Raw genomic sequence first — 15,043 nt, forward strand, 5'->3', positions numbered from 1 at the left:
TAACCTTTCAAATTAGCTTATTTTTTTTCTTTGTCTCCTTCGTTAATCAAGCCCTGGTTCCAGATTTTAATTTTGTCTGTATCATTTACACCACTTTTAACTTGAACATAGATTCCGTCACTAACTCCGAGAACCAAATCTCTTCTTTGAAATTTTTGTGGAGCAGTTTCAACTTCTACATAAGGCTTTTGTGTTTTTTTGTCAAATTGAACCAAAGATTCTTTTATTGCTAGAACTTTCTCTGCTTTTTCTAAAATAATAGAAGCGTTTGCGCTTAAACCAGCTCTAATAAAAGTATCGTCTCTGTTAACCATTTGTGCTTTAATCTCAAATTGGATTGCTCCATTTTCTGTAACTCCTTTTGGAGCAATATAATTTAAAACTGCATCAAACTTTTTATTCTCAATGGCACCGATTGTAATCTCAATTGGCATTTTTTCTTTGATCTTTCCAACCTCAGATTCATCGATTTTTCCAATAAAGATCATTCTTCCAACATCGGCAACACTTGCAATTGTAGTTCCTTCGTTGAAATTATTACTTTCGATAACTTGGTTACCAACTTTTACTGGAACATCTAATACCATTCCGTTCACAGTCGAGCGAATTAAGGTATTGGCATAGCTACCTAAAGAAGAAGTTGTCCCTGTTTTAACGATATCCAAACCTTGTTTTGCCGCTAAATAGTTTTGTTTTGCTTGATTATAAGCAAGTAAAGCTGCATCATAATCATTTGCAGAAATAACATCTTTTTCAAATAATGTTTTCTGTCTTTTGTAAATTTTTTCCTGATTATCTAATGCTATTTTAGCCGTCTGCACTTGATTCTGAGAATTGCTTACGTTCGAAACATTCGCTACAACTCTAATCTTAGCAATCATATCACCAGCTTTGATTTTTTCACCAGCTTTGATGTACACTTCTTCAATGATACCTGAAATATTTGGTTTGATTAAAACTTCTTCATCAGGCTGAATATTACCTGTCGCAATAGTATTTTTTACGATGGTTTTTATTTCTGCTTTTTCCGTTTTAAATACAATCGGCGATTCTTGGTTTTTAGCATACAAATAATAAAGTGCGCCAAAAAAAACAATTGCAATAAATATTAAAATGGTTACCGTTACTCCTTTTTTCATTTGTTTTTGGTTTAATCGATTTATTTTGATTGATAATTTATTCTGTTCTTAATGCATCTACAGGTTTCACATTGATTGCGGTTTGTGCTGGGATAAATCCAGCAAGCAAACCAGATCCTACTAATATAATTAATGCTACAAATACAACTCCTAAATCTACAGTTGGATTGGCAAACATAGTATTTTGATCAGGAGGCATCGAATCTAGCACCATATTTAAAAGTGCTATAACTCCTGTAGCAACAGCAATTCCGAGCATACCTGAAATAATGGTTAAAAATATTGACTCAGATAATATCTGCCCTCTAATTGCTCCAGGAGTCGCTCCTAAAGCTCTTCTAATTCCGATTTCTTTTGTACGTTCTTTAACCACAATCAGCATAATATTCGAAATTCCGATTACACCCGAAATCAAAACTAATGTTCCTACGAAATATGCAATTACTTTTAAAATATTAAATAAGCTTTGCACTTTATTAAATTGCTCATACAAATCAAAATTTCCAACTGCTCTCTCATCTGTCGGGTTTATAGAATGCAATGCTTTTATAATCTCTAAAATTTTAGGTTTTAAATCGGTTATAGAAGTTTCGTCTTTTGCCGTAAGCGCCATCCACCCCACTTTATCCCCATAATTAAAGGCCTGCTGAAAAGTTGTAAAAGGAATGAAAATATTCTTCTGTTCTTGTTCTGCATTTCCTCCCTGTTGTTTCGATTTATAAACTCCAACAACCATAAAATTGATACTGTTAATTTTGATATAGGTTCCAACGGCTTCTTCTTCTTTACCATAAAGTTCGCTGATAACGCCTTTACCAATTACACAGACTTTTCTTCTTTGCTCAATATCCTGCTGGTTTACAAATCTTCCTTTAATGATATCCATTGGCTGTTGTTTAATAAGCTCTGGATAATCTCCGTAAATTGTAAATGCAGAAGTTTTTGTACCTCTTACTACGTTATTTGTTCCATTAAAATCACCTAACTGATTTCTTGGTGAAACATATAATAAATCTGGCAACGCCGCTTTTAAAGCAGTTACATCGCTATTTCTAAAATCATAACGTCTTGTTTTTGGCAAACCTTTATAAGCCTTGGAAGTAGTTTGGCTCCACATAAACATGGTATTGGTCGCGATTCCATCAAAACCTTTTTTGATACCATTTTCCAAACCATTACCTGCAGCAAGTAAAATTACCAAGATAAAAATTCCCCAAAAAACACCAAAAGCTGTCAGGATAGTCCTGAAAGGATTGGCGGTTAAGGCCTGTAAAATCTCGTCCCAATTATCTTTTTTAAACATAATTATTCGTCTCTAAGTGCTACAATAGGTTTAATTTTGGCTGCTCTGTAGGCTGGAAAAAATCCTGCCATTGCCCCTGCAAAAACAAGTAATACCAAAGTAGTTAAAGCAACACTAAAATCTACTTCAGGATTTCTAAAATATTCGCTCTGAACCATCGGCCCTACAAATTCCAATAGTGCAAGACTGGCCAATAATCCAACAAAACCTGCAATCGTCGTAATAAAAATTGACTCATGAAGAATCATCGTTATAATAGAAAAAGGCGAAGCTCCCAGCGCTTTTCTAATTCCGATTTCTTTTGTGCGTTCTTTTACAATGATCAGCATGATATTACTTACTCCAACTACACCAGCGATAATCGTACAGATACCAACCCACCAGAAAAAGAGTCTGATATATAAGTTTAAATCATAAAATTGTTTAGCATCTTTAACCGAATTATAAACTCCAACACCACCGTCATCCTCAGGAGCTACAACATTTTTACTCTTTAATAAATCTTTTAAATCTTGTGTAAATTTTTCAGACTGAGCCAATGCTTCATCATAATCGTTTGTCTTTTTAAGGGTAAAAAATAGGTTGCTAATTTTATCGCCACCGCCAAATGTTTTCTGAACCGTAGTCAAAGGTAAATAAGCACGAGTTTCTTCTCTCTCTCCTCCTGGATCTGTAAAAACTCCGACCACTTTGAAGTTGATGTTGTTAATTAGGATTTCTTCCCCAATTGCCTCTTTATCTTTAAGCAAATCAGTTTTCAATTTCATCCCGATTACAGCCACTTTTGCGTTACTTTCTAAATCCTTTGCATTGATATAACGGCCTTGAACAATGGTCAAATTTTCTATTCCTCCATAATCTGGATCTACACCTCTAAACTGATAACTTCCCGATTCTTTACCATAAGCAAAAGCCTGCCCCCAGTAATTATTTGTTGAAGCTCTCAAATCTAATTTATCTTCAAATTTTTGTACCGATTGATTATAATCGCTATTGCGAAATTGAATCTGTCTTCCTGGATTTAGCCCTTTGTATTCTTTGGTAGTTGTTCCAGACCAAACCTCGATAATTCCAGCTGCGTCACGTTCGAATTGTTTTTCAATTCCGTTCTGTAGACCTTTACCTGCACCAAGTAGGATTACCAAAATAAAAATTCCAGAAGCCACAGAAACCCCTGTTAAGAATGTTCTTAAGCGGTTTTTCGAAATGGCTTCAAATATTTCCTGCCAGCGTTCAATATTAAACATAAGACGAAGCTCTAACTTGTTCTACTTTTTTATCATCGATAATTAATCCATCTTTCAGGACAACATTTCTTTTGCACATTGCAGCAATATCAGGTTCGTGTGTAACAATCAAAATCGTTTTTCCTTCGTCGTTAATCCCTTGAATAAGTTCCATCACTTCATAAGAAGTTTTTGTATCCAAAGCTCCTGTCGGCTCATCGGCAAGCAAAACCTTCGGATTTGAAGCCAATGCTCTTGCAATAGCCACACGTTGTTTCTGACCTCCAGAAAGTTCATTTGGCAAGTGGTGAACGTGAGAACCTAAACCAACTTTTTCCAAATACTTCATTGCTATATCGTAACGTTCCTTTCTTTTAACACCTTGATAATACAAAGGCATCGCAACATTATCTAATGCTGTTTTGTAATTGATTAAGTTAAAAGACTGAAAAACAAAACCTAAAAACTTATTACGGTATTTTGAGGCAATTGTTTCGTTTAATTTTTTTATAGGCGTTTTATCTAAAATATAACTTCCAGAATCAGCTTCATCTAGAATTCCCAAAATGTTAAGAAGTGTAGATTTACCTGACCCAGATGATCCCATGATTGCAACTAATTCACCTTCTTCAATATTAAAATTAATACCTTTTAATACATGCAATTCTGAACTTCCCATCTTATAGGATTTATGTAAATCTTTTATTTCAATCATGGTATTGTTAATTTTTTTAGACAATAATAACATTTTTATTAAGTAATTTATGATAATAAAAAGTTAATAATTTTGTTACCTATTTTGTATAAGACTGCATAATTTAGTTATTGTTACACTTTTTTAATAAAATATGATTGTTTTCGTAATTTTACTTCGTAATAAAAATCATCTTAAATGAAGCTTAGTTCTATTATTTCAATGTTTACAGCACTTGCGGTGCTATCAAACTGTTCATCGGCTCAAAAATTAGAAACATTAAAACCCGAACCAGACGATGCTAGTCCGCTGATTTATGACAGCAGTCCCTCCTTTATAAACCTCCCTATTACCATCAAATTAAGCGATATTGAAAATCAGACCAACTCTTTGCTTAACGGTTTAATTTATGAAGACAACAATATCGAAGATGATGATATTGAAATGAAAATCTGGAAACAAGCTCCAATTAAAATTCAAAATGATCCATCGAATCTTGATAAAAGAATTAGAACAATTTTACCCCTTAAAGCGACGATCAAATATCGAATTGGAACAAAAAAGCTTGGAGTTGAATTGTATGACGTAAGAGAATTTAACTTAAACGGAGTTATCACGCTTTCAAGCGAAACTGCCCTAACCAACTGGAAGCTTTCCACAAAAACAGAATTTAAATCACTAAACTGGAACGAAAGTCCAACCATGTCAATATTTGGCAAAAACATGCCAATTACATATTTGATAAATCCTGCTATTTCTATTTTCAAAAGCAAACTGGAAAAGGAAATTGATGGAGCAATTGAAAAATCAATGGATTTTAAGCCGAATGTTCTTCAAGCTGTCGAAAAAATCTGCACTCCTTTTCAAATGAGTGACACTTATGAAAGCTGGCTTCGAATTGTTCCCATTGAAATTTATTCTACAAATGCTAAACTTAAAAACGATTCATTTTTGCTTGACATGGGCATGAAATGTAATATGGAAACAATTGTTGGCAAACAGCCAGACTCAAAATACAATGCAAGCAAAATCGCGCTAAAACCAGTTGCTAAAATCCCAAATCAGATTTCTGCTAATATCGCAGCCATTTCAAGTTATGTTGATGCCTCAAAAATTATGACCAAGAATTTTGCCGGTCAGGAATTTGGTTCTGGCAGCAAAAAAGTAACGGTAAAAAATGTATCAATCTGGCATAAAGATGGAAAAATGATTATTGCATTAGATGTTTTAGGATATATAAATGGAACACTTTATTTAAATGGTTTTCCGTCATACAATGTGCAGACAAAAGAAATTTACTTTGAAAAACTAGATTACGTTTTAGACACCAAAAGCAAATTGATGCGAACAGCAAACTGGCTAGCGCAAGGATATATTCATAAAAAGATGGAAGAAAGCTGCCGCTATTCAATTCAGCCCAATCTTGAAGAAGGCAAAAAGAGCATGGCAGGATACCTAAAGAATTACTCACCAATGCCAGGTGTATTCGTTAATGGAAAAATGGAAGATATTCAGTTTGACAAAATACAGTTAACCAATCAGGCGATTATAGCATTCATCAAAATAAACGGTACGGTAAATGTCTCGGTTAACGGACTTAAATAATAAAAAAAAAGCAGTGTAATAACTACACTGCTTTTTTCTTTTTAGAATACATTCGATAAATCAAATATCCTATTATTAATACTAGTAAATACGGAATAACCATTAAATAAACAATTCCATCATTTACTGCTTCGGCCTTTTTAGTATTAGAATCTCCCGATAATGCCGCGCGGCACATGGCGCACTGAGCGTTTGCAGAAACTCCAATTAAAAAAATACAAATCCCAAATACTATAGCTTGGAATTTGGATTTTAAAATTTGAACATTATTTTTTTTAGTGCACATAATACGGAGATATCATTAAATAAACTATCACTCCTGTTACTGCAACATATAACCAAAGCGGAAAAGTGATTTTAGCAATTTTTCTATGTCTATCAAAACGTTTTGCAAGCGCTCTAACATAGGTGATTAAAACAAGTGGAATAATTGCAATTGACAATAAAATATGCGTTACAAGAATGAAGAAATATACATAACGTAGTGCTCCCTCTCCTCCATATTTTGTAGAATCTGAAGTCATATGATACGCTACATACATAACCAAAAACGCAACTGACAATGCAATAGCAAAAGTCATTAATCTTTCATGTAATTTTTGGTTTCCTTTTTTAATTGCCAAAACAGCCCAAACCAAAACAATTGCTGTAATACCATTTGTAGTTGCATAAATTGGAGGCAAGAACGATAAAGGCTCTACATTAAAACCAAAATCTTTCAATTTAACTCCAAACAAAATTGCTACAACTACTGGAATTACAATTGAAACTGCAATAATGAACTTGCTGTATTTTTTCTCTAAAGTATTATCTTCCATTTTTATTCTTCTAATAAAATTTTAATGTCTTCCTGAATATCGCGAACTCCTTTTTTATCTAAACCGTCGTAATAAATATTCGGATTTCCATATTCATCTTTTCTGCAACGAATGTTTCCATCTTTGTCTATTAAAGCAAACAAACCAGAATGCTCAAATCCACCACTTACTTTATCATTCTCACCAGCATAGAGATTAAATCCTTTATTTGACAAGCCCATAATTACGTTTCTGTCTCCAGTCAAGAAATTCCAGTTTGAAGATTTTACACCTAACAATTTAGCGTGATCTTTTAAAACTTGTGGCGTATCATGTTTAGGGTCGATTGTAATAGAAACAATTCCAAAGTTCGGGTTTCCGAAAAAGGTCTTTTCAATCTCTAGCATACTCATATTCATCTTTGGACAAATAGACGGACAAGTTGTAAAGAAGAATTCCAAAACATATACTTTTCCTTTATACGTTTCATTAGAAACTTTTATATTATCCTGATTCGTCAATTCGAATTTAGGAGCTGGACCAATTGTTAAAAGTTTAGCTTCCTTTGAAGATTTGACCCCAACATTATCCAAACGATTTCCTTTTACAACGTCACCGTTTTTAACTCGATCAACAATTTTTGGAATAGCGTAAATCCCAAAAATCAAAATGACAAAAGAGATTCCGATATATGATTTGTTCTTAAACATTATAAATGATTTTAAAGTTGCTTTGTAGCGTTATGATTTTTCTTTAAAGCTGCGCGGTATTCGTAAAGAATAATCTTGAAATCATCAAGCATCTCATTGCTTAATTCAGACGGATGAAAAGTATCATACCCCTCTTTATATTCCTCTTTATCTTTTCTACCTCTTAGATTACGTTCTTTATCGATAATATAAACATTAGAAGTTCCAAGATTCTCATTCAATTTTTCCTTTAAATGCAATCCATCATAAAACTTCTGAATTTCTTCTTTTGAAGCAAAAATAAAATTCCAATTCTTAACATCTGTAAAAGGAGATAAAGCATCAACAATTTTTTGAGCTTCTTTTTCAGTTCCTTTTGGACACAACACTACAAACTGAAGATCTTCAAAACCGTTATAACGCTTATAGATCTTTTCATTTAGATTAAAATAATTACCTCTATTTTCTAAAATATTTGTACCCGCAAAGCCTAGTACAGTAATCTTCTTATCAAGGGAGATTTTTTTTCCGTTTAATGAATTCCAGTTTCCAAAGTCGGCCACTTTTGGTGTTATTACAGGAAGTGTTGTAAAACTATTTACACCAGAAGCGAAAAATAAATACGCTACAATTGGCAATACAAAAAGTACAAAGAGAACTATATTTTTTTTCATTGTATTAACGGGGAATTATTGAGGTACAAAAATAAAAAAAGCTCCGTAAATCGGAGCTTCTTTTCGAATTAATATCATGTTAAAAATTCCATTTAATAGTAGAATCTTTAAAAACCCCATAAATATAATGTCCTTCTGTTAACAGAATAAACAATAAATATAAAACTAGGAAGATAACAGGAGAAACTACAGACCATCTAAGGTTGCTTTTTTCACCTTCCATGTGCATAAATGCCCATACAATATAATATGCTTTGAAAATTGTTAAGATATAGAAAATCCAGTTTAATAGATTCAATCCAACAAAATGGTTAAATTCCAATACTCCAGGTTTGTAGATACCTAAAATAACCTCTACTGTAGTTACTACTGAAAGTAATCCGAAAACAAACCAGATCCTTTTTGTATTTGATACGTGCTCGTGTGACATAATAATTAAATTCTAAAAATTAAACTAGGTAGAAAACTGTAAATACAAATACCCAAACTAAATCTACGAAGTGCCAGTATAAACCAACTTTCTCTACCATTTCGTAGCTTCTTCTTTTCTCATAAGTACCTAACAATACATTAAAGAAAATAATGATATTGATGATAACTCCAGAGAACACGTGGAATCCGTGGAAACCTGTAATGAAGAAGAAGAAATCAGCAAATAATTTATTACCGTACTCGTTTCTAATCAAGTTAGCACCTTCTACTACATATTTAGCACTAGCCAAATGCTTTTCAGATTCTTCTCTTGACAAAACTGTCTTTTGCTTCTTATCTGTAAGTTTTTCTGTTCTGATTAAGATTTCTGGATGTGCTTTAAATCCAGCTTGCACTTCAGCAACTGTATAAGTTGGAAGAGACTGAGCGTCTTCCATAAACCAAGTTGAGTGGCTTCTTGTTAAAGCTTCTCTTTGTTCTGGCAATTTAACAGCAAAATCAGCCAAAGCTACTCTTTTACCATCTTTATCCACGAATTGAAGTAAACTTCCTCCAACTGTTTCAACTGCACCATATTCCCCTTTAATGAAGTTTTTCCATTCCCAAGCTTGAGAACCAACGAAAATTAAACCTCCAATAATAGTTAAGAACATATAGATTGCAACTTTTGTCTTTTTCAATTGGTGTCCTGCATCAACAGCTAATACCATTGTTACAGAAGAAAAGATCAAAATAAAAGTCATTAATGCTACATAATACATTGGAGCCGCAACACCATGCATAAATGGGAAGTGAGTGAACACTTCATCAGCCAAAGGCCAAGTTTCAATAAATTTAAATCTAGAAAAACCATAAGCTCCTAGAAATCCAGAGAATGTTAAGGCATCTGATACGATAAAAAACCACATCATCATTTTACCATAACTTGCTCCTAAAGGCTCATTGTGACCGCCTCCCCAAGTTTTTTCGTCGTTGTTTGCAGTAGTAACTGTCGCTCCCATAAAAGATATTCGTTAAAAAGTTCCCAAATTTACGTTTTTTTCTTATTTAAAGAAATATAAAAATAAAAATAAATATACCCATAATAAATCCAAAAAGTGCCAATACATCGCACCTAGCTCTATCCCAAGAGTTTGAGTCGAATTGTATTTTTGTTTAAAATGATTATAAATTATAATTAAAAGTGAAATTAATCCGCCAGCTAAGTGCAACAGGTGTGTAACTGTTACCACATAAAGAAAAGTTGTAGTAATTGAACTACCTTCTCCAGTAAAGTAATACCCTTCAGCAACGATTTGTCCAAATCCTTTGAATTGTAATACCACAAATAAAATTCCTAAAGCCAAAGTTCCAAGAAGCAATCCTGTAACTGCACTTCTATTATCTTTTTGAATGGCTTTTTTTGCCAGGTGAAAAGTAACACTACATGCAATGATTACGGCTGTACTCCAATAGAACGCCGAAGGAAGTTCAAAATTCTTCAACCAGTCTGCTCTTGATTTACTTACTACAAATGCACTTGTCAGACCAGCAAACATCATGGTCATGCTAACCATTGCGAAAAGCAGAATCAGTTTTGCTGATTTTGATTTCCTTACTTGTTCTTCATTTGTTTTTAATGTCATTTCCATAACTATCTTAAAAATTTATCTATTATAAATACAATTTGCAACAGCGAAATATAAGAAACGCTTACTAGCATTAATGTTCTCGCTGCTTTCGCAGTTCTTAATCGATACAAACGAACTGCATAGAAAAGCATCCAAATCCCTAATAGAAAGACTAAAACCGCTGCAATTGGAGAAATAAACAATTGCCCTGTAAAACCTAACACAGGTAATAACGATGCTATTATAAGCCAAATTGTATACAATATTATTTGTAATGCAGTTCCTTTATCTTTTTTACCCGTCGGAAGCATAAAAATTCCCGCTTTCTCATAGTCTTCATACAAAAACCACCCAATAGACCAGAAATGAGGAAACTGCCAAAAAAATTGAATTAAAAATAAAGTTCCTGCTTCTATACCAAATTCGCCAGTTGCTGCTACCCAACCCAGCATAAACGGAATTGCTCCAGGAAATGCTCCAACAAAAACAGACAACGAAGTTACTGTTTTTAATGGTGTATAAACACTTGTATAAAGAAATATAGAAATTGCAGCAAACATTGCTGACTTTGCGTTTATAGTATAAAGAAGTGCGATTCCTAAAATTGTCAAAAGACTTGCTACCAGAAGAGCTACTTTTGGAGACATACGCCCTGATGGAACTGGACGATTTTTAGTACGATCCATCAAAGAATCGATATCTTTTTCGATTACTTGATTAAAAGCGTTTGAAGCTCCTACCATACAATAACCTCCAACTGCCAAAACAGCCAAAACACTCCATTTGAAAGGATGCTCAGAATCTACTCCTAATAAATATCCAGCGATAGAAGAGAATAATACACTAATAGCTAAACCAGCTTTAGTAATCTCTTTAAAATCTAGAAATATTGATTTGATTGATAATGTATTTTTTGCAGCGTTCAATACCGTTGTTTTTGTGTATTTTTTTTGAGTGGTGCAAATGTACAAATTAGATTGTAGAATTTAAGCCTATAAAAATAGATTTTTTTCAATAAAACCTTTGCAAATTAAGATCTCAGCATTCTTTAACACTATTATTTCGAAAAATCTTATTAAAAATACTAGTAATCAAAATACCAATTAAAAATATCTGAACGTAAACCAATGCTAAACCAAGTGGTACTTTGTTTAAAAGTTGCTGCCGTTTCTTGAGTCGGATCAAAATTTCTATAGATCAAACTTCCAAACAGTTTCAAATTGGTCATCGGATTAATCAAATAACCACCTTGAATATCTGCAATAAAAACATTCGTTTTATTTCCCTGTCCAATTTTTACGCCTGTATCATACGGACGTTTCTCATCATAAATTTTATAAATATTTCCTCCATAGTTATAAGAGTCTTCCGCAGTATCGAAATCCAAACCTCTTGTTCCAACTGTCAATTTTGCATCGGCAAGCCAACGGCCTTTATGATATCTAGCAATTGCAACAAGTTCTTTAAAATTTCCTCCCCATTGGTGTCCAACACTCTGGTTATTGTGTCCATAATTTGTAATGACAGCACTATGCGAGTAAACATAAGGACGTACTCTATTAAATTCCACCTGCACTAGCAAATCTTTTACATTAAAGGCATTGAAATATTTTGCCCCAAGTTGAAATCCGAATTTGTTTTTCCAACTTTGATTTCCCGCTCCAACATCAGAAACAGAAAATTCATCGATCAAGAATTGCGAATACAGATTTACACTATTATTCCATTTGTATTTTCCAGTAATTCCTAAAAGCGCATTTCCGCTTTTAGATGAAGAACCAAATTCTACTGCACGGTAAAAAATAATCGGGTTAACAAAATTAGCATCAAAACCTCTGTTGTTTGAATTCGTCCAAACTACAGATTCAAAAAAACCTAAATTGACTCTATTAGAAACATTCCAACTCAAATAGTGATTTGCCATAAATTTAGTTGCATACGTTTTCTCAGCTGTTACTTCTGGACGAACGTCTTTCATCCACATATACGTATTAGTGTATTTGATTTTCCAAAATTTAGTATTCAATTTAAAATATGGGTACGGACTTGCTCCATCGCTTTCTAACAAAGAACGATAACCATCCCCTATAAAATTTCGACCATAACCCAATTGAAAATCAAATATTTTTCCTGGTGCAAAGGTAATATTCGCTTCTGCTAAAGGAAAATCATAAGCATCTGTCTTGAATCTTTTTGCAATTCCAACTCCTGGAATTATTGCAGGGTTTCCTCCTGAAGGCTTAATCGATTCCGCATAATCGTTAAAATATCCTGCAAATCTTCCCTGGCTCTCAAAAAATGTAGTTGTAAAGTTGATTTGTTTCCCTAAGCCACCTCTAAAGTTAAGCGCTCGCGTGTTCACGTAAGTGTAAGACGCATCAAGATCTGAAGCTTTACCCATTTGTAAATCCACAATTGGATTTAAGGCAAACCAATAATCTTCTCCCTGAATCTGCACTAAATTTTCATTCCACCATTTTCTTCCCAGCCAAGTTGATATTTTTTTCTGTAACGATTCATTTACTGCTCTCAAATTATAATATTTTGAAACCTCAGCATAAGTATAAGGCTTAGATGCCGTATGATTATTGCTTCCAACCTGATTCATTGCAGCATCAAACTGCGCATAATAACTGTGCGAAAAAGGAATATTTAAATGGCTATCAAATTCTGGATTATTGTATTTTTTATAGACAATACTATCCAACTCTGTCATTGGTTTTTCGGCTGGTTTTAAAATTTCTGCTGCTGCTTGAGCTTCTGCGGCAAGCTGTGCTGCACTTTTTAGCGGTATATCAATAGAAATCGTATATTTAGAATACGTAGGTTTTCCGTTATAAGTCGAAGGTTTTATTTTTGGAAATGTACCAAAAACTCTCTTTGCCTCTTCAGACAATTCTTCCGTTTCTGAAGAAACATAAATCACTTTAAATTCTCCTTCTGCATTTACTTCAAAAAGCAATTTTACTGCTCCTTTATAATTGTTTTGTTTTAATTTCTGAGGAACTTGAAAATTGTTAAATACAAAATCCTGCACTTCTTTATAAAAACAGGTTTCTAATTTTTTGGCTTCCAAATTTTCGCAGTTAGGAAAAACCGGAAACATTTCTGCAGTGAAACCCGACTGAATTGAAGAATTACCATTTTGCTGAGCGGAAAGAATAAAAAAAGAAAAAATTAAAACAAGGGACAAAAAAAACTTATTCACTTAAAATCTGGGTATTTATTTAATATTGGTTTGGGGAAATTTCCCCATTAGCAATTGCTTTTGCAGCCGAAGTTCCAATTCGTTTTACTCCTAAACGAATCATTTCTGCCGCTTCTTCAAATGAACGGACTCCGCCTGCTGCTTTTATTGAAAGTGGCGAAGCATTTTCAAGCATCATAATTATAGTTGGGACTGTCACTCCATTTGGAGCACCATCGTCTGTTTTGTAAAAACCAGTAGAAGATTTTACAAAAACAGATTCAAAATCGTCTTCTTTAAAATTAGATACTACAACATGTTTTATTAAAGACGATAGCTGAATAATTTCTTTATCTGTTAAGGCAGCAACTTCAATAATCCACTTTACGGTTTTATCGTTTGCTAAACCTATCTGTGTTCCGATTAAGATTTCTTTTTTCACTAAATCGAGATCACCATTTTTAAATGCTTCGTAGTTGCATACAAAATCTAAATCGTCAGCTCCATTAGCAATAGCCTCATTAGCTTCTTTAATTTTGTCTTCAAGACTTGATTTCCCTTCTGGAAAATCAATTACGGTTCCGACTAATAGAACAGAATTGGCTTCGATAATCATTTTTTTTGCCAGAGCAACATATTCTGGGCGAATCATAATTAGTTTGAAACCTTCATGAATTGCTTCGGCAATTGCATTTTTGACCACAATAGTATTTTCTGCTTCCGAAAGACCAGCTTGCGATGCAGTTTTCAAATACGTTGAGTCCAAATATTGCTTTACATTCATTTTGATAGAAGTTGCACAAAACCAGCACAAAAGTACATTTTATATTGAAAAAACATAGCTTTTAAGTGCTTGATTTTCTTGTAATAAAAAACCCACCGAAGTGGGTTTCTAAAATTATATTTTATCGATTTGCCTTTTAAAAGCTATTGCTGAAAAAACTGCCACAACAGCTCCTAGCGCATTTGCTAATATATCTGTAACATCTGATGATCTTGTTACCGTAAGAGCACTTTGAAGAATTTCGATTGTGATTCCAAAAAAGACAGAAAATATGAAAGAAATCAAATATGCTTTATAGTCATCTGCATCTTTTCCTTTTAATTCTTTTTTGAAAAATAAAATCCACGAAATCGTAAATCCAAAATGAAAACAGAAATGAACAATTTTATCAATACTCGGAAAATTAACCGCTGGTATATTACTTGAATCTGTCAAACAAAAATAAGTAATAATTCCTGAGCAGATAATTGCCCAAATTAATAAGAGTTGTTTAGGCACCGATTAAATCTTTATAAGCTTGATCAGATAATAGAGAGTCAATTTCTGATGCATCAGCAATTTTAATTTTAATCATCCATCCAGCTCCATAAGGATCTGAATTTACTGTTTCAGGAGCACTTTCTAATTCTTCATTAAAAGCAATGATTTCACCTGTTAATGGTAAAAATAAATCAGAAACTGTTTTTACAGCTTCAACTGTTCCAAAAACCTCATCTTTATCTAGTGTCTGGTCTAAAGTTTCTACTTCAACATACACGATATCTCCTAACTCCTTTTGTGCAAAATGAGTAATTCCTACTGTCGCAACATCTCCTTCAATGCTAACCCATTCGTGATCTTTTGTGTACTTTAAATTTGCTGGTATGCTCATAATAGTTGTGTTTGAAAATTGATTGTTTAAAA

At 33.3% G+C, this 15,043-nt stretch carries 17 protein-coding genes; 1 reads left to right on the top strand and 16 read right to left on the bottom strand.

All coding sequences use genetic code 11. The annotated features are described in order from the left end of the window. Positions 1-17 precede the first annotated feature (17 nt). Genes AC5ZCW_RS21500 through AC5ZCW_RS21515 form a run of 4 tightly spaced genes read right to left on the bottom strand, consistent with a single transcriptional unit; the run spans position 18 to position 4,383 of the window. Positions 18-1,139 (bottom strand): efflux RND transporter periplasmic adaptor subunit, encoded by a 1,122-nt coding sequence (locus AC5ZCW_RS21500; protein ID WP_066032780.1) that lies wholly within the window; start codon positions 1,137-1,139, stop codon positions 18-20. 37 nt (positions 1,140-1,176) lie between these two features. Continuing rightward, positions 1,177-2,442, bottom strand: coding sequence for an ABC transporter permease (locus tag AC5ZCW_RS21505; protein WP_177210925.1), 1,266 nt, complete (start codon positions 2,440-2,442; stop codon positions 1,177-1,179). A 2-nt stretch (positions 2,443-2,444) separates the two neighbouring features. After that, positions 2,445-3,689 carry an ABC transporter permease gene (locus AC5ZCW_RS21510; protein WP_281631164.1) on the bottom strand — a complete coding sequence of 415 codons (1,245 nt, stop codon included), beginning with the start codon at positions 3,687-3,689 and terminating at the stop codon, positions 2,445-2,447. Further along, positions 3,682-4,383: an ABC transporter ATP-binding protein gene (locus AC5ZCW_RS21515; protein WP_177210927.1), complete on the bottom strand. Its 702-nt coding sequence runs from the start codon at positions 4,381-4,383 to the stop codon at positions 3,682-3,684. The genes AC5ZCW_RS21510 and AC5ZCW_RS21515 overlap by 8 nt, the downstream gene beginning before the upstream one ends. Before the next feature lie 177 nt (positions 4,384-4,560). Here AC5ZCW_RS21515 and AC5ZCW_RS21520 point away from each other — a divergent pair, with 177 nt between their 5' ends. After that, entirely contained in the window at positions 4,561-5,967 is a 1,407-nt protein-coding gene (locus AC5ZCW_RS21520; protein ID WP_496121653.1) for a DUF4403 family protein, read from the top strand. 22 nt (positions 5,968-5,989) lie between these two features. Here the strand turns inward: AC5ZCW_RS21520 and AC5ZCW_RS21525 are convergent, their stop codons facing one another. From AC5ZCW_RS21525 to gcvH, 12 genes are all read right to left on the bottom strand, one after another. Next, entirely contained in the window at positions 5,990-6,253 is a 264-nt protein-coding gene (locus AC5ZCW_RS21525; protein WP_496121654.1) for a hypothetical protein, read from the bottom strand. Then, on the bottom strand, positions 6,243-6,785 hold the full coding sequence (locus AC5ZCW_RS21530; RefSeq protein ID WP_496121655.1) for a DUF420 domain-containing protein: 543 nt from the start codon (positions 6,783-6,785) through the stop codon (positions 6,243-6,245). The genes AC5ZCW_RS21525 and AC5ZCW_RS21530 overlap by 11 nt, the downstream gene beginning before the upstream one ends. Before the next feature lie 2 nt (positions 6,786-6,787). Next, complete coding sequence (locus AC5ZCW_RS21535; RefSeq protein WP_496121656.1) at positions 6,788-7,474, bottom strand: SCO family protein; 687 nt, start codon at positions 7,472-7,474, stop codon at positions 6,788-6,790. A gap of 11 nt (positions 7,475-7,485) precedes the next feature. Next, positions 7,486-8,127, bottom strand: coding sequence for a hypothetical protein (locus AC5ZCW_RS21540; RefSeq protein ID WP_496121658.1), 642 nt, complete (start codon positions 8,125-8,127; stop codon positions 7,486-7,488). A 79-nt stretch (positions 8,128-8,206) separates the two neighbouring features. Then, entirely contained in the window at positions 8,207-8,557 is a 351-nt protein-coding gene (locus AC5ZCW_RS21545; RefSeq protein ID WP_177210933.1) for a cytochrome C oxidase subunit IV family protein, read from the bottom strand. Positions 8,558-8,576: 19 nt separating this feature from the next. Further along, positions 8,577-9,560 (bottom strand): cytochrome c oxidase subunit 3, encoded by a 984-nt coding sequence (locus tag AC5ZCW_RS21550; protein WP_177210934.1) that lies wholly within the window; start codon positions 9,558-9,560, stop codon positions 8,577-8,579. 42 nt (positions 9,561-9,602) lie between these two features. Continuing rightward, on the bottom strand, positions 9,603-10,190 hold the full coding sequence (locus tag AC5ZCW_RS21555) for a cytochrome c oxidase subunit 3 (protein WP_177210935.1): 588 nt from the start codon (positions 10,188-10,190) through the stop codon (positions 9,603-9,605). A gap of 2 nt (positions 10,191-10,192) precedes the next feature. Beyond that, complete coding sequence (cyoE, locus tag AC5ZCW_RS21560; protein ID WP_281631159.1) at positions 10,193-11,095, bottom strand: heme o synthase; 903 nt, start codon at positions 11,093-11,095, stop codon at positions 10,193-10,195. Between the two features lie 158 nt (positions 11,096-11,253). Beyond that, positions 11,254-13,377 carry an energy transducer TonB gene (locus AC5ZCW_RS21565; RefSeq protein ID WP_496121660.1) on the bottom strand — a complete coding sequence of 708 codons (2,124 nt, stop codon included), beginning with the start codon at positions 13,375-13,377 and terminating at the stop codon, positions 11,254-11,256. 19 nt (positions 13,378-13,396) lie between these two features. After that, complete coding sequence (gene deoC / locus AC5ZCW_RS21570) at positions 13,397-14,140, bottom strand: deoxyribose-phosphate aldolase (RefSeq protein WP_496121661.1); 744 nt, start codon at positions 14,138-14,140, stop codon at positions 13,397-13,399. Positions 14,141-14,254: 114 nt separating this feature from the next. Then, positions 14,255-14,638 (bottom strand): VanZ family protein, encoded by a 384-nt coding sequence (locus AC5ZCW_RS21575; RefSeq protein ID WP_281631156.1) that lies wholly within the window; start codon positions 14,636-14,638, stop codon positions 14,255-14,257. Next, positions 14,631-15,011, bottom strand: a complete 381-nt coding sequence (gcvH, locus tag AC5ZCW_RS21580; protein ID WP_177210940.1) for a glycine cleavage system protein GcvH — start codon at positions 15,009-15,011, stop codon at positions 14,631-14,633. Before gcvH ends, AC5ZCW_RS21575 begins: the two co-directional genes overlap by 8 nt. Positions 15,012-15,043: the final 32 nt, after the last annotated feature.

This window comes from Flavobacterium sp. PLA-DH12, assembly GCF_059511845.1.